This window comes from Nocardioides conyzicola (genome assembly GCF_039543825.1).
In the GTDB taxonomy this organism is placed as follows: Bacteria; Actinomycetota; Actinomycetes; order Propionibacteriales; family Nocardioidaceae; genus Nocardioides; species Nocardioides conyzicola.
In genome coordinates this window covers 88,139-113,094 of sequence record NZ_BAABKM010000003.1, presented here as the reverse complement: position 1 = coordinate 113,094, position 24,956 = coordinate 88,139, and the positions used below count along the sequence as shown (strand labels likewise).

General features: G+C 70.2%; 22 protein-coding genes. 19 read left to right on the top strand and 3 right to left on the bottom strand.

The genetic code is table 11. The features are described from left to right. Nucleotides 1-2 precede the first annotated feature (2 nt). The 3 genes from ABEA34_RS18385 to pdxS are packed head-to-tail and all read left to right on the top strand — an operon-like array spanning nt 3 to nt 2,741. Nucleotides 3-1,190, top strand: a complete 1,188-nt coding sequence (locus ABEA34_RS18385; protein WP_345522940.1) for an ROK family transcriptional regulator — start codon at nt 3-5, stop codon at nt 1,188-1,190. Nucleotides 1,191-1,231: 41 nt separating this feature from the next. Beyond that, the gene (gene pgsA / locus ABEA34_RS18380) at nt 1,232-1,861 is read left to right on the top strand and encodes a phosphatidylinositol phosphate synthase (protein ID WP_345522939.1); all 630 of its coding nucleotides are present in this window, start codon (nt 1,232-1,234) and stop codon (nt 1,859-1,861) included. Beyond that, nucleotides 1,854-2,741: a pyridoxal 5'-phosphate synthase lyase subunit PdxS gene (gene pdxS, locus ABEA34_RS18375; RefSeq protein WP_345522938.1), complete on the top strand. Its 888-nt coding sequence runs from the start codon at nt 1,854-1,856 to the stop codon at nt 2,739-2,741. Before pgsA ends, pdxS begins: the two co-directional genes overlap by 8 nt. A gap of 9 nt (nt 2,742-2,750) precedes the next feature. Here pdxS and ABEA34_RS18370 read toward each other — a convergent pair whose 3' ends face one another. Continuing rightward, nucleotides 2,751-3,884, bottom strand: coding sequence for a serine hydrolase domain-containing protein (locus ABEA34_RS18370; protein ID WP_345522936.1), 1,134 nt, complete (start codon nt 3,882-3,884; stop codon nt 2,751-2,753). Here ABEA34_RS18370 and pdxT point away from each other — a divergent pair. Continuing rightward, a complete protein-coding gene (gene pdxT, locus ABEA34_RS18365) occupies nt 3,883-4,527 on the top strand; it encodes a pyridoxal 5'-phosphate synthase glutaminase subunit PdxT (RefSeq protein WP_425576893.1) in 645 nt (214 codons plus the stop codon). The genes ABEA34_RS18370 and pdxT overlap by 2 nt on opposite strands. Before the next feature lie 11 nt (nt 4,528-4,538). Continuing rightward, the gene (locus tag ABEA34_RS18360; protein ID WP_345522934.1) at nt 4,539-5,312 is read left to right on the top strand and encodes a YebC/PmpR family DNA-binding transcriptional regulator; all 774 of its coding nucleotides are present in this window, start codon (nt 4,539-4,541) and stop codon (nt 5,310-5,312) included. A 156-nt stretch (nt 5,313-5,468) separates the two neighbouring features. Here ABEA34_RS18360 and ABEA34_RS18355 read toward each other — a convergent pair whose 3' ends face one another. Then, nucleotides 5,469-6,458: a type IV toxin-antitoxin system AbiEi family antitoxin domain-containing protein gene (locus tag ABEA34_RS18355; RefSeq protein ID WP_345523272.1), complete on the bottom strand. Its 990-nt coding sequence runs from the start codon at nt 6,456-6,458 to the stop codon at nt 5,469-5,471. Between the two features lie 356 nt (nt 6,459-6,814). Here ABEA34_RS18355 and ruvC point away from each other — a divergent pair, with 356 nt between their 5' ends. The 8 genes from ruvC to ABEA34_RS18315 all read left to right on the top strand — a co-directional run bounded on the left by ruvC (nt 6,815) and on the right by ABEA34_RS18315 (nt 15,389). Continuing rightward, a complete protein-coding gene (gene ruvC, locus ABEA34_RS18350) occupies nt 6,815-7,330 on the top strand; it encodes a crossover junction endodeoxyribonuclease RuvC (RefSeq protein ID WP_345522933.1) in 516 nt (171 codons plus the stop codon). After that, nucleotides 7,327-7,923, top strand: coding sequence for a Holliday junction branch migration protein RuvA (ruvA, locus tag ABEA34_RS18345; RefSeq protein WP_345522932.1), 597 nt, complete (start codon nt 7,327-7,329; stop codon nt 7,921-7,923). Before ruvC ends, ruvA begins: the two co-directional genes overlap by 4 nt. Nucleotides 7,924-7,927: 4 nt before the next feature. Further along, a complete protein-coding gene (gene ruvB, locus ABEA34_RS18340) occupies nt 7,928-9,010 on the top strand; it encodes a Holliday junction branch migration DNA helicase RuvB (protein WP_345522931.1) in 1,083 nt (360 codons plus the stop codon). 126 nt (nt 9,011-9,136) lie between these two features. Beyond that, the gene (gene yajC / locus ABEA34_RS18335) at nt 9,137-9,451 is read left to right on the top strand and encodes a preprotein translocase subunit YajC (protein ID WP_345522930.1); all 315 of its coding nucleotides are present in this window, start codon (nt 9,137-9,139) and stop codon (nt 9,449-9,451) included. 2 nt (nt 9,452-9,453) lie between these two features. After that, nucleotides 9,454-11,244 carry a protein translocase subunit SecD gene (gene secD, locus ABEA34_RS18330; protein WP_345522929.1) on the top strand — a complete coding sequence of 597 codons (1,791 nt, stop codon included), beginning with the start codon at nt 9,454-9,456 and terminating at the stop codon, nt 11,242-11,244. Further along, complete coding sequence (gene secF / locus ABEA34_RS18325) at nt 11,244-12,494, top strand: protein translocase subunit SecF (RefSeq protein WP_345522928.1); 1,251 nt, start codon at nt 11,244-11,246, stop codon at nt 12,492-12,494. The genes secD and secF overlap by 1 nt, the downstream gene beginning before the upstream one ends. A 12-nt stretch (nt 12,495-12,506) precedes the next feature. Then, entirely contained in the window at nt 12,507-13,049 is a 543-nt protein-coding gene (locus ABEA34_RS18320; RefSeq protein WP_345522927.1) for an adenine phosphoribosyltransferase, read from the top strand. A gap of 30 nt (nt 13,050-13,079) precedes the next feature. After that, nucleotides 13,080-15,389 carry a RelA/SpoT family protein gene (locus ABEA34_RS18315; RefSeq protein ID WP_425576892.1) on the top strand — a complete coding sequence of 770 codons (2,310 nt, stop codon included), beginning with the start codon at nt 13,080-13,082 and terminating at the stop codon, nt 15,387-15,389. A gap of 12 nt (nt 15,390-15,401) precedes the next feature. On the opposite strand, the gene ABEA34_RS18310 is transcribed toward ABEA34_RS18315, so the two are convergent. Next, nucleotides 15,402-16,631: a DUF349 domain-containing protein gene (locus ABEA34_RS18310; protein ID WP_425576891.1), complete on the bottom strand. Its 1,230-nt coding sequence runs from the start codon at nt 16,629-16,631 to the stop codon at nt 15,402-15,404. Nucleotides 16,632-16,791: 160 nt separating this feature from the next. Between ABEA34_RS18310 and ABEA34_RS18305 the strand changes: the two genes are divergently transcribed. From ABEA34_RS18305 to ABEA34_RS18280, 6 genes are all read left to right on the top strand, one after another. Next, complete coding sequence (locus tag ABEA34_RS18305; protein WP_345522925.1) at nt 16,792-17,463, top strand: MBL fold metallo-hydrolase; 672 nt, start codon at nt 16,792-16,794, stop codon at nt 17,461-17,463. A gap of 1 nt (nt 17,464) precedes the next feature. Then, complete coding sequence (gene hisS, locus ABEA34_RS18300) at nt 17,465-18,808, top strand: histidine--tRNA ligase (protein WP_345522924.1); 1,344 nt, start codon at nt 17,465-17,467, stop codon at nt 18,806-18,808. Further along, the gene (gene aspS, locus ABEA34_RS18295) at nt 18,805-20,580 is read left to right on the top strand and encodes an aspartate--tRNA ligase (protein ID WP_345522923.1); all 1,776 of its coding nucleotides are present in this window, start codon (nt 18,805-18,807) and stop codon (nt 20,578-20,580) included. Before hisS ends, aspS begins: the two co-directional genes overlap by 4 nt. 315 nt (nt 20,581-20,895) lie before the next feature. Continuing rightward, nucleotides 20,896-21,912, top strand: coding sequence for an ABC transporter permease (locus ABEA34_RS18290; protein ID WP_345522922.1), 1,017 nt, complete (start codon nt 20,896-20,898; stop codon nt 21,910-21,912). 88 nt (nt 21,913-22,000) lie between these two features. Continuing rightward, nucleotides 22,001-23,743: an ABC transporter substrate-binding protein gene (locus tag ABEA34_RS18285; protein ID WP_345522920.1), complete on the top strand. Its 1,743-nt coding sequence runs from the start codon at nt 22,001-22,003 to the stop codon at nt 23,741-23,743. A 185-nt stretch (nt 23,744-23,928) separates the two neighbouring features. Then, the gene (locus ABEA34_RS18280; RefSeq protein WP_345522918.1) at nt 23,929-24,945 is read left to right on the top strand and encodes an ABC transporter permease; all 1,017 of its coding nucleotides are present in this window, start codon (nt 23,929-23,931) and stop codon (nt 24,943-24,945) included. Nucleotides 24,946-24,956 lie beyond the last annotated feature (11 nt).

The window sequence follows — 24,956 nt, the reverse complement described above, 5'->3', positions numbered from 1 at the left end:
ACGTGCCCACCCCCACCGGCGTCGGCACCGAGGAGCTGCGGCGCGCGAACCTGCGCGCCATCCTCCAGACGGTGCACACGCTCGGACCGACCACCCGAGCGGTGCTCACGAAGCAGCTCGGGCTCAACCGCAGCACGATCGGCGCGCTGACCGGTGAGCTGCAGTCGCTCGGCCTGGTCACCGAGCAGACGGCGGTGGTGGGTGGACGCGGGCGACCCTCGCACCTCGTGGTCCCGAGCGAGGACAACGTCGTGGTCGCGGTCGACGTGGGTGTCGACCGGATCGCCGTCGCGCTGGTGGGCCTCGGGGGCGAGGTCCTGGACCGTCGCACCCGGGGCCACCAGCGCGGCGAGCACGACGTGGCCCACGTGGTCGAGTCGGTCGCGCAGATGATCGAGGAGACCCTCGCCGCCTCGAGCGGCCACCTGCGCTGCCTCGGGGTCGGGGTCGCCGTGCCCGGCGCCGTGCGCGCCGAGGACGGCATGGTGCGGTTCGCACCCAACCTGGGCTGGGTGGAGGAGCCGTTCACCGAGCTCCTGTCCACGCGGCTCGACCGGCCGGTCTCGACCGGCAACGACGCCAACCTGGGCGTCCTGGCCGAGCACGTCCGAGGCGCCGCGGTCGGCTTCTCCGACGTGGCCTACCTGAGCGCCAGCGTCGGCATCGGCGGCGGCTTCCTGGTCGGTGGGCGCCCCCTGACCGGTGCCAGCGGGTACGCCGGCGAGGTCGGCCACATGCAGGTCGACGGCACCGGGCCGGACTGCCGTTGTGGCGCGGTCGGCTGCTGGGAGACCAAGGTCGGCGAGAACGTGCTGCTCCAGCGCGCCGGCCGGCTCGCCGGCGGCGGACCGGAGGCGGTCGCCGAGGTGATCGCAGCGGCCCGGGCGGGGGAGCCCCGTGCCGCGGAGGCCGTCAACGACGTGGCCGACTGGTGCGGTGTGGGGATCCGCGCGATCGTCAACCTCTTCAACCCCGAGGTCGTCGTGCTGGGTGGCTCGCTCGCCCAGGTGTGGCGGGCCGCCGAGGCGCGGGTCGTCGACTCCGTGCAGCGCAACACGCTGCTGTCGCCGCGCGGCGACGCCGCCCTGCGGTCCGCCGCGCTCGGCGACGACTCGCCGCTGATCGGGGCCGCCGAGCTGGCCTTCGGCCCGGTGCTCGACCACCCCCAGGCCGTCCCGCAGGCGGTCTGAAAGCGCCGTACGCCCGGCTCGCCCGGTAGCCTGCTGCCGCCATGATGGAACGTTTCCGCGCCTTCTTCACGAAGGTCATCTCACCCGTAGCCCACCTGCTGATCCGCCTGGGCGTCAGCCCCGATGCCGTGACCCTCGTCGGCACCCTCGGCGTCTGCGCCGGCGCCCTGGTCTTCTTCCCGCAGGGCAAGCTGCTCACCGGCGTCCTCGTGATCACCGCCTTCGTCTTCAGCGACCTCCTGGACGGCTACATGGCCCGTACGACGGGGCGCGTCAGCAAGTTCGGGGCGTTCTGGGACTCGACCCTCGACCGGGTCGGCGACGGCGCGATCTTCATCGGCCTGGCGCTCTACTTCGCGTGGGAGGAGCCGAGCCGTCTCTACCTGGTGCTCAGCCTGGTCTGCCTGCTGATGGGCGGCGTCACGTCGTACGCCCGATCCCGCGGAGAGACCCTCGGTTTCGACGTCAAGGTCGGCATCGCGGAGCGGGCCGACCGGCTGGTCGCGATCCTCGTGCTGACCGGCCTGGGCGCGATCTTCGACCTGCCCGTGCTGATGTACGTCGCCCTGTGGGCGCTGGCGATCGCGTCGACCGTGACCGTCTGCCAGCGGGTGTGGGTGGTCCGGAAGCAGGCCCTGGCGGAGGCAGCACTACCCTCGTCACATGAGTGAAAGCACTGGCACCACCCGGGTCAAGCGCGGCATGGCCGAGATGCTCAAGGGTGGCGTGATCATGGACGTCGTCAACGCCGAGCAGGCCAAGATCGCCGAGGACGCCGGCGCGGTCGCCGTGATGGCGCTCGAGCGGGTCCCGGCCGACATCCGCGCCCAGGGCGGCGTCTCGCGGATGAGCGACCCGGACATGATCGACGGCATCATCGAGGCCGTCTCGATCCCGGTGATGGCCAAGGCGCGGATCGGTCACTTCGCCGAGGCGCAGGTGCTGCAGTCGCTGGGTGTCGACTACATCGACGAGTCCGAGGTGCTGACCCCGGCCGACTACGAGAACCACATCGACAAGTGGGCCTACACGGTCCCGTTCGTGTGCGGTGCGACCAACCTGGGCGAGGCGCTGCGGCGCATCACCGAGGGTGCGGCCATGATCCGCTCCAAGGGCGAGGCCGGCACCGGCGACGTGTCCAACGCCGTCACCCACATGCGCACGATCCGCAAGCAGATCCGTCGTCTCGGTGCGCTCGAGGACGACGAGCTCTACGTCGCGGCCAAGGAGCTGCAGGCGCCGTACGACCTGGTCAAGGAGGTCGCGACGGCCGGCAAGCTCCCCGTGGTGCTCTTCACCGCGGGCGGCATCGCCACCCCGGCCGACGCGGCGATGATGATGCAGCTCGGCGCCGAGGGAGTCTTCGTCGGCTCCGGCATCTTCAAGGCCGGCAACCCGGCCCAGCGGGCCGAGGCCATCGTCAAGGCCACGACCTTCCACGACGACCCCGACATGGTCGCCAAGGTCTCGCGGGGTCTGGGCGAGGCGATGGTCGGCATCAACGTCGAGGACATCCCGCAGCCGCACCGGCTCGCCGAGCGCGGCTGGTAGTCCGCACCGTCAGTCGAGCGCCCAGGTGACGGCCCGGGCGGCGTTGCGCAGGCCGTAGGCGCCCTCGGGCCCGGCCTGGCCGGGTCCGATGCGGACGACGATCGTGCGCGTGGCCGGGTCGACCATCGCGATCTGGCCGCCGAGGCCGATCGCGGAGAACAGGTTCGCTGCGGCGCCGGGGACCAGCCGGCCCTCGTGCGGGGTGACGGGCTGGCCGTCGGCATCCACCTGGTCGGTGGAGCCGCGGAGCTCGCCGTACCGGTTGAGCCACCAGAGGTAGCCGTAGGCGGCGTTGAGGTCGGTGGACGAGCGGCCCACGGAGGCGCGGACGTACGACGCGGGGAGGACCCGCTTGCCGTCGGCCTTGCCCTGGTCGAGGTACAGCCGGGCGAAGCGGGCCAGGTCGAGGCACGTGGTCTGCAGGCCGTAGTAGGTGTTGGTCGACCGCCCGCTCGTGTCCGCCGTCAGGTGCGAATGCCTCATCCGGAGCGGTCCGAAGAGGCGCTTGGCGGCGAAGTCCGCGGTCCGCATGCCGGTCGCCTTGCTGATCACCCGGTCGAGGACCTGGATGGCGGCGTTGTTGTAGGCCCACGCCGTGCCGGGCGGGTACTGCTGGTCGAGGCCGATCGCGTACTTCGTGCGGTCGGCGGCCCGGGACATCGTCACGTAGTCCGACTCGACGGACCAGAAGCGGCCGCTGTCGTTGGAGAGCAGGTGGCGCACGGTGACCGCCCGCGACGCCGTGCCGCGCCACTGCGGGACGTAGCGGGCGACCTTGTCGTCCAGGGAGAGCGAGCCGTCGCGCACGGCGATCCCGACCAGCGCGCTGGTGACCGACTTCGTCACCGAGAAGACCTCGCGGGGGGTCAGCCGCGTCGTACCCCAGTTCCAGTCGCCGACCAGGCGGCCCTTGCGGACGACCGCGTAGCAGGTGCTGTCGAGGCGCTTCGCCTCGCGGGCGAGCTTCTTCAGCCGCGTGGTGTCGAACCCCGCTGCGGCCGGCGTGGTGGTCGGCCAGCCGTCGACGGTCCGCTCGGAGACCGTCGTCGCCCGTGCCGCAGGCGCCGAGTCGTCGGCGCAGCCGGCCAGCAGAGCCCCTACGAGCGCCACGGCGACGAGCAGGGTCGGGCGGACTGGTCGCATGCGGTCGATCGTAGGTCGGCGTACCGCTCTAGGCTCCGTTGTCGTGAACTCGACCATCGGCGTCCTCGCCGTCCAGGGTGACGTGCGCGAGCACGTCCGGATGCTCGACGGGCTCGGCGTCCGGGCGACCACGGTCCGGCGTACGGCGGAGCTCGACGCCTGCGACGGGCTCGTCATCCCCGGCGGGGAGTCGACCACGATGGCCAAGCTGGCCCGCACCTTCGACCTCTTCGAGCCGATCCGGCACCGGCTCAAGGAGGGGATGCCGGCCTTCGGCACCTGCGCCGGGATGATCATGCTGGCCGACCGGATCGAGGACGGGACCGCCGACCAGGAGACGCTCGGCGGGCTGGACATCACGGTCCGGCGCAACGCCTTCGGCCGCCAGGTCGACTCCTTCGAGGGCGACCTGGTCTTCGCGGGCTTCGACGACCCGGTGCACGCGATCTTCATCCGGGCGCCCTGGGTCGAGGCGATCGGGCCGGGTGTCGAGGCGCTTGCTCGTGTCGAGCGGGGCGAGGCCGCGGGTAGGATCGTTGCGGTTCGTCAGGGGTCGCTGATGGCGACGTCGTTCCACCCCGAGGTGGGTGGCGACTCCCGGGTGCACCGACTGTTCGTGGACCTGGTGTCCGAGGCTAAGTAGAAGAGGGACGTATGTCTGGCCACTCCAAGTGGGCGACCACCAAGCACAAGAAGGCCGTCGTCGACGCCAAGCGCGGCAAGATGTTCACCAAGCTGATCAAGAACATCGAGGTCGCCGCGCGGATGGGCGGCGGTGACCCCGCCGGCAACCCGACCCTCTTCGACGCGATCCAGAAGGCGAAGAAGTCCTCGGTCACCAAGGACAACATCGACCGCGCCGTCAAGCGCGGCTCCGGTGCGGAGACCGGCGGCGCCGACTACCAGACGATCATGTACGAGGGCTACGGCCCCGGCGGCGTCGCGCTGCTGATCGAGTGCCTCACCGACAACAAGAACCGCGCCGCCATGGAGGTCCGCACCGCCATGACCCGCAACGGCGGCTCGCTCGCGGACCCGGGCTCGGTGTCCTTCCTCTTCAACCGCAAGGGCGTCGTCGTGGTGCCCAAGACGCAGGAGGGCCGGCAGGTGTCCGAGGACGACGTGCTCGAGGCGACCCTCGAGCACGGTGCCGAGGACGTCAACGACCTCGACGAGAGCTTCGAGGTCATCTCGGACGCCAGCGACCTCGTCGGGGTCCGTACGGCGCTGCAGGCGGCCGGTGTCGACTACGACTCCGCCGAGGCCGAGTTCCGCCCCGACATGGAGGTCGCCCTCGACAAGGAGGGCGCCGTCAAGGTGCTGCACCTCGTCGACGTGCTCGAGGACCTCGACGACGTGCAGAACATCTACGCGAACTTCGACGTCTCCGACGAGATCATGGCGGAGCTCGAGGAGGCCGACGCCTGATCTGCGGACCGGTCTCCCTGATCGGGCGTGGCTGTAACGCCGTGTTACTGGCTCTACCCCAGGGGTTGCAGCATGGGGCAACAGACAGTAACCGGGCGTTACAGCGGGCGATGGCGGCGCAGAACCCGACCGGGCCGGCTCAGGTCGGGCTGGCGGCTACGGCAAGCGCCGGCGTACGACGAACGGCGCCAGGTCGGTGATGTCGGTCCCGAACCGCGAGCAGGTGTCGGCGAAGTCGCGCCGCAGCCGACGCTCGGCCTGAGCTCGGCCCTGGTGGCAGTCGTACGCGGTGATCCGAGAGATGCCGAGCTTGAAACCTCCGATGAAGTCCTGCCGCTCCTTCTCCTTCCACAGGACCGCGCGAGGGTCCTGGCCCGCGGTTTGTTCAGGTGTGTACTTGCCGCCCCCGTCGATCTCGAAGACGTGACGTCCCACGCGCAGGTCGCACCAGACGGTCCGGTGGCCGTCGGTCAGGCCGAACTGGGTCTCCGGGCGCCCGATGTCCAACCCGACGACCATCAAGCGTCCCTCCGACTCGAGCCACGATTCGGCTCCGGGGTCCGCCACGTCGATCGCGGCATCCATGACGCGGCTGCCGGGCCAGCACCACATCCGCTCGCGAGCCGTCCTGAGCTGTGCCGCAGTGACACCGCGGCGCAGGGCAGCGTCGCTGCAGGCGACGCCGGCCACGAGGCCGTGCTCGCGCGCCATGTCGAGGGCGGTGCGGGCGAGGTCGAGCACGCGGAAGCCATCGACGATCGTCACCTGGCGCTCGACGTACGGCGCGAGGTGGTGCTTGGTCCCCGCGCGATCGGCATCACCGTGCACCTTGGTGCGGGTGACGTGCACCAGGGCCCGCCTCGGATCGGGTGCGCCGATGCCGTGCACGATCGCCGCCGAGTCGTGACTGAAGACGTAGTCGCGGCTGAGGAGGACCAGCTCCGCCGCGCGCATGCGCAGCATCGGCCGCTCGCGGAAGGGTTCCATCGCGGCCCAGCTCCCGGCGTCCACGTAGACCCCGCGTCGCAGGCGCACCAGCTCCTCCCGGCGTACCAGGCGCCGAAGGTCCCTGTCATCCATGCCGGCCGCGAGGGCTGCCGCCCGCGTGATCAGGCCGTCGGGTGTCACTCGAGGGAGGAGTCTCATCAGCATCCCGCCACGGTCGGCCTTCCGGCCTACGGTGGCCGGTCCCGGTGCCGAGTGCTGTGGAGAGTGCGGTCGCTGCCGTTGCTGTGGACGCTTCGAGGGCTCGGGCGGGGCGCCGGGCGTGCCACTCTCGGCTGTAACGCCGTGTTACTGGCTCTGCCCAGGGGGTTGCAGCACCCCGGGAACAGCCAGTAACCCGGCGTTACAACCCGCACGACGGCCCGCGCCCCTCCGGTAACCCGGCGTGACAACCCGCACGACGGCCCGCCCGACTCGGGCGTGTCGTCCGGGCAACGGAGGGGGCGCGCGGTTAGCGTTGCCTCCGAACAGGTGTTCGGACGAGAGGCGCTGACGGTATGCGAGTGCTCGGCATCGACCCCGGGCTGACCCGCTGCGGCATGGGCGTGGTCGAGGGCACGGTCGGTCGATCGCTCACCCTGGTCGACGTCAACGTGCTGCGCACGTCGTCCGACCTGCCGGTGCCGCAGCGGCTGGTCACCATCGAGCGCGGCGTCGACGCCTGGCTGGACGAGTACCAGCCCGACGCGGTCGCGATCGAGCGGGTCTTCGCACGCTCGGACGTCAGCACGGTGATGGGCACCGCCCAGGCGAGCGGGATCGCCATGGTCTGCGCCGCCCGGCGGGGCCTGCCGGTCGCGCTGCACACGCCGAGCGAGGTCAAGGCGGCGGTGTCGGGCAACGGGCGGGCCGACAAGGCCCAGGTCGGGGCGATGGTGACCCGCATCCTGCGCCTGGACGCGATGCCCAAGCCGGCCGACGCCGCCGACGCCCTCGCGCTCGCCATCACCCACATCTGGCGCGGCGGTGCCCAGGCCCGCATCGACGCAGCCGTCGCAAGGAGCAGAGCATGATCGCGTTCGTCCGGGGGCGGGTCGCCGCCCTCACCCTGTCCAGCGCCGTCCTGGAGGTCGGCGGCGTCGGTCTCGAGCTGATGTGTACGCCGGGCACGCTCGCCACCCTGCGCACCGGCGACTCGGCGACGCTCCCGACGAGCATGGTCGTCCGGGAGGACTCCCTGACGCTGTTCGGCTTCGTCGACGACGACGAGAAGCAGATCTTCGAGCTCGTGCAGACCGCCTCCGGGGTCGGCCCCAAGGTGGCCCAGGCGATCACCGCGGTGCTCAGTCCCGACGACCTGCGCCGGGCGATCGCCTCCGACGACGTCAAGACGCTGACCCGGGTGCCCGGCATCGGCCAGAAGGGCGCCCAGCGGATCATCCTCGAGCTCAAGGACCGGATCGGCGCACCGACCGGCGCCCGGTACGCCGCGGCGCCGACCGGCGGTGCGCCCTGGCGCGACCAGGTGCACCAGGGCCTGGTCGGTCTCGGGTGGCCGGTCCGTGACGCCGAGAAGGCCGTGGACGCGGTCGCGCCCGAGGCGGGCGACGTGCCCGACGTGGCGGCGCTGCTGCGCGCGGCTCTCCGGACCCTGAGCAAGGCCTGACGCGATGCCCTTCCACGAGGAGGACCTCGACGAGGCCGAGACGACGTACTTCCGCTCGCTGACCGCGGCCGAGGCCGAGGGCGACGAGCGTGCGGTCGAGGCGGCCCTGCGGCCGCGGACCCTCGACGAGGTGGTCGGCCAGGTCCGGGTGCGCGACCAGCTCGGGCTGGTGCTCGAGGCTGCCCGGCGCCGTGGCCGGGCGCCCGACCACGTGCTGCTGTCCGGTCCGCCCGGACTCGGCAAGACCACGCTCGCGATGATCATCGCGACCGAGATGAGCACGCCGCTGCGCCTGACCAGCGGCCCGGCCATCACCCACGCCGGCGACCTCGCCGCGATCCTGTCCGGCATGAACGAGGGCGACGTCCTCTTCGTCGACGAGATCCACCGGATGTCGCGACCCGCCGAGGAGATGCTCTACATGGCGATGGAGGACTTCCGGGTCGACGTCGTCATCGGCAAGGGACCGGGCGCGACCGCGATCCCGCTGGAGATCCCGCCGTTCACGCTCGTCGGCGCGACCACCCGGGCGGGCCTGCTGCCCGGACCGCTCCGTGACCGCTTCGGCTTCACCGCCCACCTCGAGTACTACGAGCCGCACGAGCTCGACCTGATCGTGCACCGCTCCGCGGCGCTGCTCGGCGTCGACGTGGTCGACGACGGCACCGCCGAGATCGCCTCCCGCTCACGCGGCACCCCCCGGATCGCCAACCGGCTGCTGCGCCGGGTGCGCGACTACGCACAGGTGCGCGCCGACGGTGTCGTCACGCTCGCGGTCGCGCACGCGGCGCTCGAGATGTACGAGGTCGACCAGCTCGGCCTCGACCGTCTCGACCGCGCCGTGCTCGATGCCCTCTGCCGGCGCTTCGGCGGCGGGCCCGTGGGCATCTCGACCCTGGCCGTCGCCGTGGGGGAGGAGCGCGAGACGGTCGAGGAGGTGGCCGAGCCCTTCCTCGTCCGCAACGGCTTCCTGGCCCGTACGCCGCGCGGGCGGGTGGCCACGCCGGCCGCCTGGGAGCACCTCGGCCTGACTGTCCCACCGGCGCCCGCGCCGCTGGCGGCAGAGGGGACCCTCTTCGGGGAGTGAACGGTGCGCACCCAGAGGGGTGACCCGGGTTCGTGATCCGGAGCACGTCGCTGGTTACACTTGCCCGTCGGTCGGCCCACCTATGGCTCCGACGCCCCTGCTTTCTGCTCGAGAGGTCTTTTCGTCGTGGAGTTCTTGCCGCTCGTCGGCATCGTGCTGCTCTTCTGGCTCTTCATCATCCGGCCGCAATCTCGTCGCCAGAAGGAACTCAGGAGCATGCAGTCCTCGTTGTCCGTAGGGGACGAGGTGATGTTGTCCTCCGGGATCTTCGCCACCGTGCGGGAGATCGAGGACGACCACGTCAAGGTCGAGATCGCGGAGGGCGTCGTCATCAAGGTGGCGCGGGCCGCGGTCGGCTCCAGGATCGAGCAGCACGTGGACGAGGCCGAAGCCGAGAACGAGACGCCGGGCGCTGTCGCCGACGGCCCTGAGGAGAACTGACTATGGCACGCAACGCCGCTGCCCACGCGGGCCGCACGTTGACCGTCTTCCTGATCGGCGTCGGTGTGCTCTACGGGCTCGTCGCCATCGGCGGCGTCTGGAAGCCCGCGCTCGGCCTGGACCTCCAGGGCGGCACGCGCGTCACCCTGACGGCGAAGGACAACCCGACCAAGGAGAACCTCGAGGAAGCGGCGAACATCATCGACGCCCGCGTCAACGCGCGCGGCTTCACCGAGGCCGAGGTCACCACCCAGGGCAACAAGTACATCGTGGTCGAGGTCCCCGGGGACACGGACAACTCGCTGCTCGACACGGTGCGGCGTCAGGCGCAGCTCCGGTTCCGCACGGTCGCCTGCACCAGCGCGGCACCCGGCCCGTGCGCGACGGCGACCGCGCCGACCGACCCGAGCGCCGACCCGAGCGCGACCACGGAGCCCGGTGTCGGGGTGACGCTGCCGGCCTCGCCGTCGCCGTCCGCCAAGGCCACCGACAAGGCCAAGCCGAAGAGCTCGTCGACCGCCTCGCCCAAGAACCGCCCGGCGTTCACGGCAGACGGCAAGAAGAAGAACGCAGCGGCGCCGTCCAAGTCCGCCAGCCCGACCGCGACGGCCAGCGAGTCCGCCAGTGGCTCCGCCACCGCCACGCCGAGCGGGTCGCCCTCGGCCACCCCGACCGCTCCCGCGGACGCCAAGGGCGCGACCGCCAAGGAGGCCCTGGCCTTCATCACCGCCCCGCCGCAGGAGGCGATCGACGCCTTCGCCGCCTACACCTGCCCCGCCACGACGCCCCCGGTCGACGACCCGACGACCTGGCTGGTCACCTGCGGGACCGACGACGACGCGGCCACCAAGTACCTCCTCTCGCCCGCCGCCATCGAGGGCACGGACCTCAAGAGCGCCGACGCCCTGGCGCCGGGCCAGCAGAACCCGCAGTGGCAGGTCAACCTGGAGCTCAAGGGCGACGGCAAGAAGGTCTTCGCCGACCTCTCCGAGGCGATGGCGGGCAGCGAGCAGCAGTTCGCCGTCGTGCTCGACGGCCAGGTCATCTCCGCGCCCCAGTTCGACGGCCGCATCCCGGACGGCAACGCGCAGATCACCGGCAACTTCAACAAGGAGACGGCCACCAGCCTCGCGACCAGCCTCAAGTTCGGCGCCCTGCCGATCGCGTTCGAGAAGGACGGGACCCAGACCGAGCAGATCGGCCCCTCGCTCGCCGGTGACCAGCTCTCCGCCGGCCTCACCGCGGGCGCCCTCGGCCTGGCGCTCGTGCTGATCTACTGCCTCCTCTACTACCGGGGTCTCGGCCTGGTCGTGCTCGCGTCGCTGGTGACGGCCGCAGCCATCACCTACGGCATGGTCCTGCTCCTGGGCAAGACGGCCGGCTTCACGCTCACCCTGCCCGGCATCGCCGGTCTGATCATCGGCGTCGGTGTCACCGCCGACTCCTTCATAATCTTCTTCGAACGCATCCGAGACGAGATGCGTGAGGGCAAGTCGATGCGCGTCGCCGTGGAGACGGGCTGGGTGCGCGCCAAGAAGACGCGTCTGGCCGCCAACGTCGTCTCGCTGCTCTCGGCCGCGGTGCTCTACCTGTTCGCGACCGGTGTCGTGAAGGGCTTCGGCTTCGCGCTGGGGCTCTCGACCTTCATCGACCTCGCGATCCTGTTCTGGTTCACCAAGCCCCTGGTGACGGTCCTGGCACGTAGGAAGTTCTTCAACGGTGGCGGCGAGCTGTCCGGTCTGAGCGCCAACACGCTCGGCATCGACCGCGTCGCCTCGGGAGGTAAGGCCTGATGGGCAAGTTCTCACGGCTCGGCAACGACCTCTACCAGGGCCGGAAGTCGTACGACTTCGTCGGCCACCGCGCCCTCTGGTACGCCATCTCCGGCACGCTGGTCGGTCTCGCGATCCTGGTCATCGTCGTCAAGGGGCTCAACTTCGGCATCGAGTTCACCGGCGGCACCCAGTTCCAGGTCACGAACCTGTCCTCGGACGTCGCCAACCAGGCGACCGCAGACGAGCTGAGCCAGCAGATCGGCGACTCGTCGGTCGGCGACACGGCCTCGCCCCAGGTCACGACAGCGGGCGAGGACGGGCTGATCATCCAGACCGCCAACCTGAGCGCGGCCGGGGACAAGGAGGTCCGCGGCATCATCACGGACGTCACCGGCGCCACGGACATCTCTGTCACGGCCGTGGGAGCGAGCTGGGGCCAGGAGGTGGCGAAGCGCGCCCTGCTCGGCGTGGGGATCTTCCTGACCCTCGTGGTGCTCTTCATCTGGGGCTACTTCCGCGAGTGGAAGATGTCGGTGGCCGCGCTGATCGCGCTGTTCCACGACATCGCGCTGACGATCGGCGTCTACGCGCTGTCCGGCTTCCCGGTGACACCGGCGGCTGTCACGGGTCTGCTCGCGATCCTCGGCTTCTCGATGTACGACACGGTCGTCGTCTTCGACAAGGTCAGGGAGAACACCGCCAACCTCCGCACCGGCCGCCAGAGCTACGCGCAGGCGGCCAACCTGGCCGTCAACCAGACGCTGGTCCGCTCGGTCAACACCTCGATCGTCGCGCTCATCCCGATCGGCGCGATCCTCTACGTCAGCGCGGTCCAGCTGGGCGCCAGCTCGCTGAAGGACCTCGCGCTCGCGCAGTTCGTCGGCATGGCCGCCGGTGTCTTCTCCTCCGTCTTCATCGCACCGCGCGTGCTCGTGCAGATGAAGTCGACCGAGTCCGAGGTCAAGCTGGCCGACAAGCGGGCAAAGGCGCGGGCCGCCCGCGACATCGACCCCTACGCCAACGTCCCGGTCTTCACCGACGACCTCCCGGTCGGGGCCGAGCCCGGCTCCCTCGACGAGGCCGAGGGCGACCTGGAGGAGGGTTCTCCGGTCTCGCGTCCGGTCGCCCCGACGACGACGGACCGCGCACCGCAGGTGGCCGGCCGTGGCCGGATCGCCCCCGAGGCGCGCGGCCCGGTGCGCAAGAGCCCGGCGGCCGGCCGGGTGCAGCCCAGCCGGCAGCCGAAGTCCAAGCGCGACAAGAAGTGACGGGTCCCGGAGATGACTGAGCCGGGGCTGGACGCGGCGCTCGCGCTGATCGCGGACGTCCCCGACTTCCCCGAGCCCGGGATCCTCTTCAAGGACATCACCCCGCTGCTCGCCGACCACTCCGCGCTGACCGCGGTCATCGGCGCGCTGGCGGCGCCGGGACGCGACGCCGACGGCCGCCCGGTCGTCGACAAGGTGCTCGGCATGGAGTCGCGGGGCTTCATCCTCGGCGCCCCGGTGGCGCTGGCCCTGGGCGTCGGCTTCGTGCCGGTCCGCAAGGCGGGCAAGCTGCCGCGCGCGACGTACGCCGTCTCCTACTCGCTGGAGTACGGCGAGGCCACCCTCGAGGTGCACCAGGACGCCCTGCAGCCGGGGGACCGGGTGCTGCTCGTCGACGACGTGCTGGCCACCGGCGGCACCGCCCGGGCCACCGTCGACCTGGTCGGCCAGTGCGGCGCGACGGTGCACGGGATCGCGATGCTGATGGAGCTCGGCTTCCTGTCGGGACGCGACGCGCTGGGCGACGTCCCGCTCACGACTCTCCTGACCGTCTGACGCGCTGGCGTCACGCCCTAGACTGCAGGAGTGACGGAGGAAAGCACGGCCCCGCCGGTCCAGGCCGGTCCGCGCCGCGCGTCCGAACCCGGTCCCTCCACCCGCAGCATGCGCGCGCGGCTCGCCCGGATGGGCACCCGCGGCCAGTCGGCCAACCCGGTGCTGGAGCCGCTCTTCCGCTCGGTGCGCGCCAACCACCCGAAGGCCGACCTGGCCCTGCTGGAGCGGGCCTACCTGACCGCCGAGAAGATGCACGGCACCCAGACCCGCAAGTCCGGTGACCCCTACATCACGCACCCGCTCGCGGTGACGACGATCCTCGCCGACATCGGGATGACCGAGTCGACGCTCGCCGCCGCGCTGCTCCACGACACGGTCGAGGACACGCCGTACACGCTCGAGCAGGTGCGGCAGGACTTCGGCGACGAGGTCGCGCGGCTGGTCGACGGCGTGACCAAGCTCGACAAGGTCAAGTACGGCGACTCCGCGCAGGCCGAGACCATCCGCAAGATGATCGTCGCGATGTCGCGCGACATCCGGGTCCTCGTCATCAAGCTCGCCGACCGCCTGCACAACATGCGCACGCTGCGCTACGTCCGGCAGGAGACCCAGGAGCGGGTCGCCCGCGAGACCCTCGACATCTATGCCCCGCTGGCCCACCGGCTCGGCATGAACACCATCAAGTGGGAGCTCGAGGACCTCGCGTTCGCGACCCTGCACCCCAAGATCTACGACGAGATCGTGCGGATGGTCGCCGAGCGGGCGCCGTCGCGCGACCAGTTCCTCGCCGAGGTGATCAACCAGGTCGACGCCGACCTGCGTGAGGCCAAGGTCAAGTGCACCGTCACCGGGCGACCCAAGCACTACTACTCGATCTACCAGAAGATGATCGTCGGCGGCCGGGAGTTCTCCGACATCTACGACCTGGTCGGCATCCGCGTCCTCGTCGAGGACGACCGCGACTGCTACACGGTGCTCGGCGTGCTCCACTCGCGCTGGAACCCGGTGCTCGGGCGGTTCAAGGACTACGTCGCGATGCCGAAGTTCAACATGTACCAGTCGCTGCACACGACCGTCATCGGCCCGCAGGGCAAGCCGGTCGAGCTGCAGATCCGGACCTTCGCGATGCACCGCCGGGCGGAGTACGGCGTCGCGGCGCACTGGAAGTACAAGGAGGACGGCCGCAACGGCGTCGACACCGACCGGCCGGGCGACGTCGACGACATGACCTGGGTGCGTCAGCTCCTCGACTGGCAGAACGAGGTCGAGGACCCGGGCGAGTTCCTGGAGTCGCTGCGCTTCGAGATCAACCGCGCCGAGGTCTACGTGTTCACCCCGCGCGGGGACGTGATCGCGCTGCCCACCGCGGCGACCCCGGTCGACTTCGCGTACGCCGTCCACACCGAGGTCGGCCACCACACCATCGGGGCCCGGGTCAACGGCCGGCTGGTGCCGCTCGAGTCCGCCCTCGAGAACGGCGACGTCGTCGAGGTCTTCACCTCCAAGTCACCGACCGCCGGCCCGTCGCGCGACTGGCTCGGGTTCGTGAAGTCCCCGCGCGCCCGCTCCAAGATCCGCCAGTGGTTCACCAAGGAGCGGCGCGAGGAGGCGATCGACCAGGGCAAGGAGCAGATCGCCAAGCTGATGCGCAAGGAGGGGCTGCCGCTCAAGCGGCTGATGTCCCACGAGTCGCTGATGCTCGCGGCCGTGCACTTCAAGCTCGCCGACGTGTCGGCGCTCTACGCGTCGGTCGGGGAGGGCAACCTCAGTGCCCAGGCTGTCGTACGCCGGGTCATCGACCTGCACGGCGGTGACGGCGGCGCGGCCGAGGACCTCGCCGAAGGCGTCACGATCACGGGTCGGCGCGGGCGGGCCAAGGTCCAGCCGGGCGGTGACTCCGGGGTCATCGTCAAGGGTGCGCCCGACGTCTGGGTCAAGCTCGCGAAGTGTTGTACGCCGGTGCCGCCGGACCCCATCCTCGGCTTCGTCACGAAGGGCGGGGGAGTCTCGGTGCACCGGCAGAGCTGCACCAACGCCGCCAGCCTGCAGTCCCAGCCCGAGCGTCTGCTCGACGTCGAGTGGGCGCCGACCGGGCAGTCCAGCTTCCTGGTCAACATCCAGGTCGAGGCCCTCGACCGGGCCCGGCTGCTCTCCGACATCACGATGGCGCTCTCCGACGCGCACGTCGACATCCTCAGCGCCAACCTCTCCACCTCGCGGGACCGGGTCGCGAAGAGCCGGTTCACCTTCGAGATGGCCGAGGCCAAGCACCTCGACACGGTCCTCAAGGCCGTGCGATCCGTGCCCGGCGTCTTCGACGCCTACCGCGTCACGCAGTAGCGCTACGGAGCGTCAGCCCGAGTAGTCGGCGCTGGCGCGCTTGGCGGTCTCGAGGAAGAGCTGGCGGGAGGCGAGGTTGTCCTCGAGGTCCTTGATCTTCTTCTCGTTGCCCGCGGCCCGGGCCTTCTCGAGGTCGGCCTCGACCTTGGCGATGGCGGCCTCGAGCTTGCTCACCATGTCGTCGGCGCGAGCGGACTTCTCGGGGTCCGAGCGCTTCCACTGCTCGTCCTCGACGCCGCGGATCTCGGTCTCGATCCTGCGGATCCGCGCCTCGAGGTCCTTCATCCGATCCCGCGGCACCTTGCCGGCGGCGTCCCACCGGTCGGCGATGTCGCGGAAGGCGCGCTTGGCGGCGTCGAGGTCGGTGACGGGCACCAGCTTCTCGGCCTCGACGAGCAGGGCCTCCTTGACCTCGGCGTTGGCGGCGAACTCGACGTCCTGCTCGGCGGCGGCCGCGTCGCGGGCGCCGAAGAAGGTGTCCTGGGCGCCCCGGAAGCGCTTCCAGAGCGCCTCGTCGACGTCCCGCGGGGCCGGGCCGGCGGCCTTCCACTCGCGCATCAGGTCGCGGTAGCGGCCAGCGGTGCCGCCCCAGTCGGTGGACGTCGCGAGGCTCTCGGCCTCGGTGGCCAGCCTCTCCTTCACCGCACGTGCCGCGTCGCGCTTCTCGTGCTGCTCGGAGAAGTGCGCCTTGCGGCGCCGGGTGTACGCCGTGCGCGCGGTCGAGAAGCGGCGCCACAGTGCGTCGTCGGACGACCGGTCGATGCGGGGCAGCGCCTTCCACTCGTCGAGCAGCTCCCGCATCCGGTTGGCGCCGTTGCGCCAGTCGGAGCCCTCGGCGAGCTTCTCGGCCTCGGCGACGATCTTCTCCTTGCCGTCCTTGGCCTCCGACGCGCGCTGCGCGCGCTCGACCTTGCGGGCCTCGCGCTGCTGCTCGAGCACAGGCTCCAGGGCCTGGAGCCGCCCGGCCAGCGAGGCCAGGTCGCCGACGGCGTTGGCGGACGTGACCTGCTCGGTCACGGTCCGCACCGAGGACGTCGCCTCCTCGGGCGACATCAGACCGCTGGTGACCCGCTTCTCGAGCAGCTCGACCTCGAACGCGAGCGCGGCGTACCTCTCGGTGAAGAACTTCAGCGCCTCCTCGGGGGACCCCTCGGGGTACTGACCCACGGAGCGCTCGCCGTCGGCGGTCTTCACGTAGACGGTTCCGTCGTCGTCGACTCGACCCCACTGATGACTCGTCACAGGTGCACTCCACTCGATGCGTATCGGCTGCCACGGCGCTGTCCCGTCGGGGACGCCCGGCACCATGCTAGTCATCAGCGCGGGTGCGTCGGCGTGCCCAGCCACCTCATGGGCCACCACCGGTGCGACGCGGGCCCCGTCGGCTCGATAGTGTGCCGGGGTGTTGATCGCCGGCTTCCCCGCGGGTCCATGGGGCACCAACTGCTACGTCGCCGCGACCGGACCCGGGACGGAGTGCGTCATCATCGACCCCGGCAAGGACGCCGCGGAGGGTGTCGCCGAGGTGGTCCGCGAGCACCGCCTGAAGCCCGTCGCGGTGCTCGTCACCCACGGTCACGTCGACCACATGTGGTGCGTCGCGCCCGTCGCCGGGACGTACGACGCGACCGCGTGGATCCACCCTGCCGACCGGCACCTTCTCGCGAACCCCGTGGCCGGGTTGTCGCCCGAGACCGCGCAGATGCTGCTGGGCGGCAACTACGAGTTCGCCGAGCCGGACGACGTCCGCGAGCTCGCGGACCTGCAGGAGCTCGAGCTGGCGGGGCTGCGCTTCGTCACCGACCACACGCCCGGCCACACCGCCGGCTCGGTGACCTTCCGGACGCCGTACGACGGCGACGACATCTCCGAGGTCATGTTCTCCGGCGACCTGCTCTTCGCGGGGTCGATCGGGCGCACCGACCTGCCCGGCGGGGACCATCCGACGATGCTGCGCAGCCTCGCCGCCAAGGTGCTGCCGCTGGCCGACGACGTCGTCGTCCTCCCCGGTCACGGGGAGCAGACCTCGATCGGCCGCGAGCGCGCCACCAACCCGTACCTCCAGGACCTCTGACATGGCCAAGATTGCCCCGCTGAGCGGGTTCCCCGAGCTGCTGCCCGCCGCCCGCGTCGTCGAGCGTGAGGTGATCGCGTCGCTGGCCCACACCTTCGAGCTGCACGGGTTCGCCAACATCGAGACCCGGGTCGTCGAGCCGCTCGACCGGCTGGCCAAGGGCGGTGAGGTCGACAAGGAGATCTACGTCCTGCGCCGGCTGCACGCCGCCGCCGACGAGGACGCCGGGGTCGGCCTGCACTTCGACCTCACGGTGCCGTTCGCCCGCTACGTGCTCGAGCACGCCGGCCACCTCGAGTTCCCGTTCCGGCGCTTCCAGATCCAGCCGGCGTGGCGCGGCGAGCGTCCGCAGGAGGGTCGCTACCGGCAGTTCACCCAGGCCGACGTGGACATCGTGGGCCGCGACCGGCTCTCGTTCCACCACGACATCGAGGTGATGCGGGTGATGGTGGACGCGCTCGACGCGCTGCCGATCCCGCCCGTGAGCTTCCAGTTCAACAACCGCAAGCTGATCCAGGGCTTCTACCGCGGGCTCGGCCTGCCCGACGTGACCGCGGCGATCCGCACGATCGACAAGCTCGACAAGCTGCCCGCCGAGCGGGTCGCCGAGCTGCTGGTCAGCGACGCCGGTGCCACGCCCGAGCAGGCGCAGCGCTGCCTGGAGCTGGCGACCATCCGGGTCCCTGACACGTCGTTCGTGGAGCGGGTCCGCGCCCTGGGCGTCGAGGACGAGCTCCTCGACGAGGGACTGGCCGAGCTCGCCGCCGTCGTCGAGGGCTGCGCCGCCGGCGAGCACCGCCACGTGACGGTCGAGGCCAACCTGCGGATCGCCCGCGGTCTCGACTACTACACGGGCACGGTCGTCGAGATCTTCATGGCCGGCTACGAGCGGCTCAAGTCCGTGGGGGGCGGCGGGCGCTACGACGCGCTCGCGACCGACGGGCGTACGACGTACCCCGGGGTCGGGGTCTCGTTCGGCGTCTCGCGCACCCTGATCCCCCTGCTGGCCGACGGTGTCCTGGCGGGCAGCCGCCCGGTGCCGAGCGCCGTCCTCGTCGCCGTCACCAACGAGGAGTCCCGCACGCAGAGCGACGTCATCGCCACCGCCCTGCGCGCCCGCGACATCCCCTGCGAGGTCGCGCCCGCCGCGCAGAAGTTCGGCAAGCAGATCCGCGACGCCGAGCGCCGCGGCATCCCCTACGTCTGGTTCAGCAACGCCGACGGGGGCCACGAGGTCAAGGACATCCGATCGGGGGAGCAGGTCGCCGCAGACCCGGCGACCTGGGCCCCACCCGAAGAAGACCTGCGACCGCAGGTGATCAGCAACGAGGAGACAACACCGTGATCCGCACCCATGACGCCGGCGCCCTGCGCGCCGAGGACGTCGGCCAGACCGTGACCCTCGCCGGGTGGGTGGCCAACCGACGCGATCACGGCGGAGTGGCGTTCATCGACCTCCGCGAGGCGAGCGGCGTGGTCCAGGTCGTCATCCGGGACGAGGAGGTCGCGCACCAGCTCCGCGCGGAGTACTGCCTCAAGATCACCGGCGAGGTGACGGCCCGCAAGGACGGCAACGAGAACCCCAACCTCGCGACCGGCGCCATCGAGGTCGTCGCGAGCGACGTCGAGGTGCTCAGCGCCGCGGCCCCGCTGCCGTTCCCGATCAGCGACCACGTCGACGTGGGGGAGGAGGCCCGGCTCAAGCACCGCTACCTGGACCTGCGCCGCTCCGGGCCCAACCACGCGCTCCGGCTGCGCAGCAAGATCAACAAGGCCGCCCGCGACGTCCTCGACGCCCACGCCTTCGTCGAGATCGAGACGCCGACCCTCACGCGCAGCACGCCCGAAGGCGCGCGCGACTTCCTGGTGCCGGCCCGCCTGCAGCCCGGCAGCTGGTACGCCCTTCCGCAGAGCCCGCAGCTCTTCAAGCAGCTGCTGATGGTCGCCGGCATGGAGCGCTACTTCCAGATCGCGCGCTGCTACCGCGACGAGGACTTCCGCGCCGACCGCCAGCCGGAGTTCACCCAGCTCGACATCGAGATGAGCTTCGTCGACCAGGACGACGTCATCGCGCTGATGGAGGACGTCCTCGCCGCGATGTGGCGGCTGATCGACGTCGAGATCCCGCGACCGATCCCGCGGATGACGTACGCCGACGCGATGGCGCGGTTCGGCTCCGACAAGCCCGACCTCCGGATGGGTCTCGAGCTCGTCGAGTGCACCGACTACTTCAAGGACACGCCGTTCCGCGTCTTCCAGGCGGAGTACGTCGGCGCCGTGGTGATGCCGGGCGGCGCGAGCCAGCCGCGCAAGAAGCTGGACGCCTGGCAGGAGTGGGCCAAGCAGCGCGGCGCGCGCGGGCTGGCCTACGTGCTGGTCCAGGAGGACGGCGAGCTCGGTGGTCCCGTGGCCAAGAACCTCTCCGAGGAGGAGAAGGCCGGCCTGGCCGCCCACGTGGGCGCCGCGCCCGGTGACTGCGTCTTCTTCGCTGCTGGTGCGACCAAGCCGAGCCGGGCGCTGCTGGGCGCCGCGCGGCTGGAGATCGGCCGTCGCGGTGGGCTGATCGACGAGAGCGCGTTCGCCTTCACCTGGGTGGTCGACGCCCCCATGTTCGAGCCGGCGTCCGACGCGGTCGCGAGCGGCGACGTCGCGGTGGGCGCGGGCGCGTGGACCGCGGTCCACCACGCCTTCACCGGCCCGAAGCCGGAGTTCCTGGACACCTTCGACACCGACCCGGGCTCGGCGCTGGCGTACGCCTACGACATCGTCTGCAACGGCAACGAGCTCGGTGGCGGGTCGATCCGGATCCACCGCGAGGACGTGCAGAAGCGGGTCTTCGCCGTCATGGGCCTCACCGAGGAGGAGGCCCACGAGAAGTTCGGGTTCCTCCTCGACGCCTTCACCTTCGGCGCCCCGCCCCACGGCGGCATCGCGGTCGGCATGGACCGGATCTGCGCGCTCCTGGCGGGCACCGACTCGATCCGCGACGTCATCGCGTTCCCGAAGTCGGGGGGTGGCTTCGACCCGCTCACCGCCGCGCCGGCGCCGATCACCCCCGAGCAGCGCAAGGAGGCCGGCGTGGACGGGCCACCGGCGAAGGCCGCCGAACCCGCATAACGGATCAGTAACGTCCGGAAATGTGATCTACGCCCCCCGGGAGGCGTCGCGACCCGGCGCGACGCCGTACGTCCTGGGGTGAACAGGAGGGTTCGACGCAAGGTGCGCGGCGGATGCCGTCAGCGGACGCAGGGTGTTGCGTCCATAGCCCGTTCTGGCGAACGCCACCTGCACCTTGCCGAGATCAGATCGTTACACGCAGATGACCCGATGATGCGTCGGCGTCACATACAGTCGCTTCGGTCGCCGACCCCCGGCCATCCGTGATCCGGATGGCCGACCGGCGCCCAGGCAAACCGAGAAGACAGAGGTGCCATGACCACGACTGCCTCCAACCTGGAGAGCGAGCAGCTGCCGGACCCCACCGGTGCGCCGCAGGGTGATCTCTCCAAGCTCAAGGGTCAGTCCCCGACCCGACTCGCCGTCGGGCGGTTCCGCCGCGACAAGCTGTCGATGGTCTCCTTCGTCGTGGTGGTCCTGTACGTGCTCGCGGCGGTCGCCGCGCCGTTCCTGGTCAAGTTCGGCGTGCTGGACCCGACGTCGTTCCACCAGGACCTGACCGACCCCAACACCGGTGGCCTGCCGATCGGAAAGCTCGGCGGGATCAGCTGGTCGCACCCGCTCGGCGTCGAGCCGCAGACGGGTCGCGACGTGCTGTCGCGGGTCTGGTACGGCCTGACCTTCTCGCTGGCGATCGCCCTGTCGGCCACCCTGATCGCCATCATCGTCGGCGCGGTGCTCGGCATCATCGCCGGCTTCAGCGGCGGCTGGGTCGACGCGCTCATCGGTCGGTCCATCGACCTCACGCTGTCGTTCCCCTCCACGCTGATGCTGCTGGCGCTCTCCGCGATGGGCATCCAGCTGATGGCCGACATCCTCCCCGGCGACCGGTCCGATCCGTTGCCCAACGGCGCCTACGTCGTCTTCGTGCTGGCGCTCTTCGGCTGGCCCGGCATCGCGCGCATCATCCGCGGCCAGGTCCTGTCGGTGCGCGAGCGTGAGTTCGTCGACGCATCCGTCCTGCTCGGCGCCTCGCGCCGCCGGATCTACTTCAAGGAGATCCTGCCGAACCTGTGGGCGCCGCTGCTGGTCACCTTCACGCTGACCATGCCGGCCTACATCTCCGCCGAGGCCGCGCTGAGCTACCTCGGTGTCGGCATCGTCCCGCCGACGCCGACGCTCGGCAACATCCTGAAGGGCTCGATCAACTACTCGTCGGCCGACTTCATGTTCTTCTTCCTGCCGGCCTTCCTGATCATGATCATCGTGGTCAGCTTCAACCTGCTCGGCGATGGGATCCGCGACGCGCTCGATCCGAAGACGGCGCGTTGACCCACCCCCTGCAGTCCCCAGATTTCGGTGATACGGAGTCGCCGAAGGTGCCGCCGCTCCAGGCGCGACACACACTCAAGGAGAAGTAATGTTCAAGTATCGAAAGCGGGTGTTCGCCGCTACCGCGGTGGTCGCACTCACCGCAGGTCTCGCGGCCTGTGGTGGTAGCGACAGCGCTGGTGGCCCCTCGGCTGGCGGATCGACCGACGCAGATGCTGCGGCTGGCGGCACGCTCAACTACCTCATCTTCGCTCCGATCGAGCACGTCGACCCCCAGCGGATCTACGTGGGTCGCGACATCACCAACTTCAGCCGGACGGTCTACCGCCAGCTGGTGACGTTCCCGATCTCGACCGACCCCAAGGTCTCCAACACGCCGGTCCCCGACCTGGCCACCGACACCGGTACGTCCAAGGACGGCGGCAAGGAGTGGTCCTTCACGGTCAAGGACGGCGTCAACTGGGAGGACGGCCAGCCGATCACGTGTGACGACTTCAAGTACGGCGCGTCCCGCGTGTTCGCCACCGACGTCATCACCGGTGGTCCGAACTACCTGCTGAGCTACCTGGACATCCCGACCGACGAGAAGACCGGTCTGCCGGCCTACGACGGCCCCTACAAGGGCGACGGTCAGGACCTGTTCGACAAGGCTGTCACCTGCGACGGCTCCACGATCACGTACAAGTTCAACAAGCCGTGGCCGGACTTCCCGCTCGCGATTGCTGCGCTGCACATGATGGACCCGTACCGCAAGGACAAGGACCAGGGCGACAAGTCCAACTTCCAGATCTTCTCCAACGGCCCGTACAAGCTCGACGGTGCCTGGAGCAAGAACAAGGGCGCGACGCTGGTCCGCAACGACAACTACGACCCGAAGACGGACTCCACCGACGTCCGCAAGGCGCTGCCGGAGTCGATCGTCTTCAACATCGGTCAGACCACCGAGACGATCTACGACCAGCTGATCGCCGACAGCGGTGACGCTCAGACCGCCGTCACGGGTCAGCGCATCCCGGCGCCGTACTACAACCAGATCGAGGGCCCGGTCGCCGACCGCGCCACGCTGGAGGCGTCGCCGTACGTCGACTACCTGGTGCCGAACTTCCGCAAGATGAAGGACCCGAAGGTCCGCGAGGCCCTCAAGGTCGCGACGAACGCCAAGGCGTGGATCGACGCTGGTGGTGGCGACAAGGCGTTCGCGCCTGCCGAGTCCATCGTGAACCCGGCCGTGGTCGGCTACAAGGCCAACCCGGCGTTCTCGGGCCCCCAGGAGGGTGACCCGGCTGCTGCCAAGAAGCTGCTCGAGGAGGCCGGCGTCACGCTGCCCTACCCGATCACCTTCACGTACCCGAAGACGGACACCGCTGACAAGCAGGCGGCTGCCCTCAAGGAGACGTGGGACGCTGCTGGCTTCGACGTGACCCTCGACGGTCTCGGTGACACGTACTACGACGTCATCCAGAAGCCGGACAAGGACAGCGACGTCATGTGGGGCGGCTGGGGCTCTGACTGGCCCTCCGCCATCACCGTCACGGCCCCGCTCTTCGACAGCCGCCCGAACCTGACCGAGAACTCGGACGGCCAGGACTACGGCGCCTACAAGAGCGACGAGTTCAACGGCCTGGTCGACCAGGCCCAGAACGCGGCGTCCCTCGAGGACCAGACTGCTGCCCTGCAGCAGGCTGACATCGTCCTCGGTCAGGACGTGGCCTACATCCCGCTGGAGATCGCGCAGTTCTACTTCCTCCACGGCTCGAAGGTCGTCAACTTCACCACCACCCCGGCCAGCTCCAGCTACCCGGACCTGGGCGCGATCGGCGTGAAGCAGTAGTTCAGTAGTACCCGCTACACCCTGTCGGGCGGCCGCTCACCAGCGGCCGCCCGACAACCGGGGGTGGGGACCTCGTCGAGGGGTCCTCACCCTCACCTCCGTCCAGGGTGCATGCTGGACCCAGCACCATCGTGCTGACCCGATGCACCCACCGCAGTTCCAGACCGTACGAGGTGGTTCCCCCGATGCTGGCCTATGTCATCCGGCGCCTGTTCGTCGGCGTGATCATGCTGATCGTGATGAGCCTGGTGACGTTCTTCCTGTTCTTCGCCTCACCGATCGACCCGGGCCGCTTCGCGTGCGGCAAGAACTGCTCGGTCGCGCAGATCAAGCAGACCAACAAGTCGCTCGGCTACGACAAACCCACCATCGTGCAGTGGACCGACTTCCTGCAGGGCGTCGTCAAGGGTCGTGACTACCCGGACGACCCCGAGCTGCGCGCCGCGGCGCCGCAGCTGGTGACGCACTGCGCGGCACCGTGCTTCGGCTACTCGGTGGTCAACACCAAGACCGTGAACCAGCTCATGAAAGAGGCCTTCCCGGTCTCGCTCTCGATCTCCATCGCGGCACTCGTGCTGTGGTTGTTCTTCGGTGTCCTGTTCGGCGTGATAGCCGCGGTCACCCGAGGGTCGCTGATAGACCGGGGGATCGTGGCGGTCTCGCTGGTCCTCTATGCGTTCCCCGCGTTCTTCATCGGTCTGTTCCTGCTGAAGTTCGTGGCGATCAAGTGGGAGCTGGTGGACGTCCCGGTCTACACCCCGATCGCCGAGGGGGGACTGGGCGCCTGGCTGACCTGCCTGCTGCTGCCCGGCATCACCCTGGCCGTGCTCTACATGGCCGGCTACGTCCGGATGACCCGGGCCTTCGTCCTGGAGTCGATGAGTGAGGACTACGTCCGCACCGCCCGGGCCAAGGGACTCAAGCCGCGCCGCGTGCTGGTCAAGCACAGCATGCGAGCCGCGCTGACCCCCCTCGTCACCCTGGTCGGACTCGACTTCGCCGGGCTGATGGGCGGCGCGATCATCACCGAGACGGTGTTCAACTACAACGGCCTCGGCAAGCTCGCCATCGACGCCAACAACACCAACGACCTGCCCACGATCATCGGCCTGGTGCTGCTGCTCGGCAGCTTCGTCATCGTGGCCAACATCATCGTCGACGTCCTCTACGCGGTCATCGACCCGCGCGTCCGCGTCGGCTGAGGGAGATCCCT

Coding starts and splice junctions, on each gene's coding strand:
- pgsA (WP_345522939.1), top strand. CDS start 1,232: ATGATGGAACGTTTCCGCGCCTTCTTCACGAAGGTCATCTCACCCGTA.
- pdxS (WP_345522938.1), top strand. CDS start 1,854: ATGAGTGAAAGCACTGGCACCACCCGGGTCAAGCGCGGCATGGCCGAG.
- pdxT (WP_425576893.1), top strand. CDS start 3,883: ATGCGGTCGATCGTAGGTCGGCGTACCGCTCTAGGCTCCGTTGTCGTG.
- ABEA34_RS18370 (WP_345522936.1), bottom strand. CDS start 3,884: ATGCGACCAGTCCGCCCGACCCTGCTCGTCGCCGTGGCGCTCGTAGGG.
- ABEA34_RS18360 (WP_345522934.1), top strand. CDS start 4,539: ATGTCTGGCCACTCCAAGTGGGCGACCACCAAGCACAAGAAGGCCGTC.
- ABEA34_RS18355 (WP_345523272.1), bottom strand. CDS start 6,458: ATGAGACTCCTCCCTCGAGTGACACCCGACGGCCTGATCACGCGGGCG.
- ruvC (WP_345522933.1), top strand. CDS start 6,815: ATGCGAGTGCTCGGCATCGACCCCGGGCTGACCCGCTGCGGCATGGGC.
- ruvA (WP_345522932.1), top strand. CDS start 7,327: ATGATCGCGTTCGTCCGGGGGCGGGTCGCCGCCCTCACCCTGTCCAGC.
- ruvB (WP_345522931.1), top strand. CDS start 7,928: ATGCCCTTCCACGAGGAGGACCTCGACGAGGCCGAGACGACGTACTTC.
- secD (WP_345522929.1), top strand. CDS start 9,454: ATGGCACGCAACGCCGCTGCCCACGCGGGCCGCACGTTGACCGTCTTC.
- secF (WP_345522928.1), top strand. CDS start 11,244: ATGGGCAAGTTCTCACGGCTCGGCAACGACCTCTACCAGGGCCGGAAG.
- ABEA34_RS18320 (WP_345522927.1), top strand. CDS start 12,507: ATGACTGAGCCGGGGCTGGACGCGGCGCTCGCGCTGATCGCGGACGTC.
- hisS (WP_345522924.1), top strand. CDS start 17,465: ATGGCCAAGATTGCCCCGCTGAGCGGGTTCCCCGAGCTGCTGCCCGCC.
- ABEA34_RS18290 (WP_345522922.1), top strand. CDS start 20,896: ATGACCACGACTGCCTCCAACCTGGAGAGCGAGCAGCTGCCGGACCCC.
- ABEA34_RS18285 (WP_345522920.1), top strand. CDS start 22,001: ATGTTCAAGTATCGAAAGCGGGTGTTCGCCGCTACCGCGGTGGTCGCA.
- ABEA34_RS18280 (WP_345522918.1), top strand. CDS start 23,929: ATGCTGGCCTATGTCATCCGGCGCCTGTTCGTCGGCGTGATCATGCTG.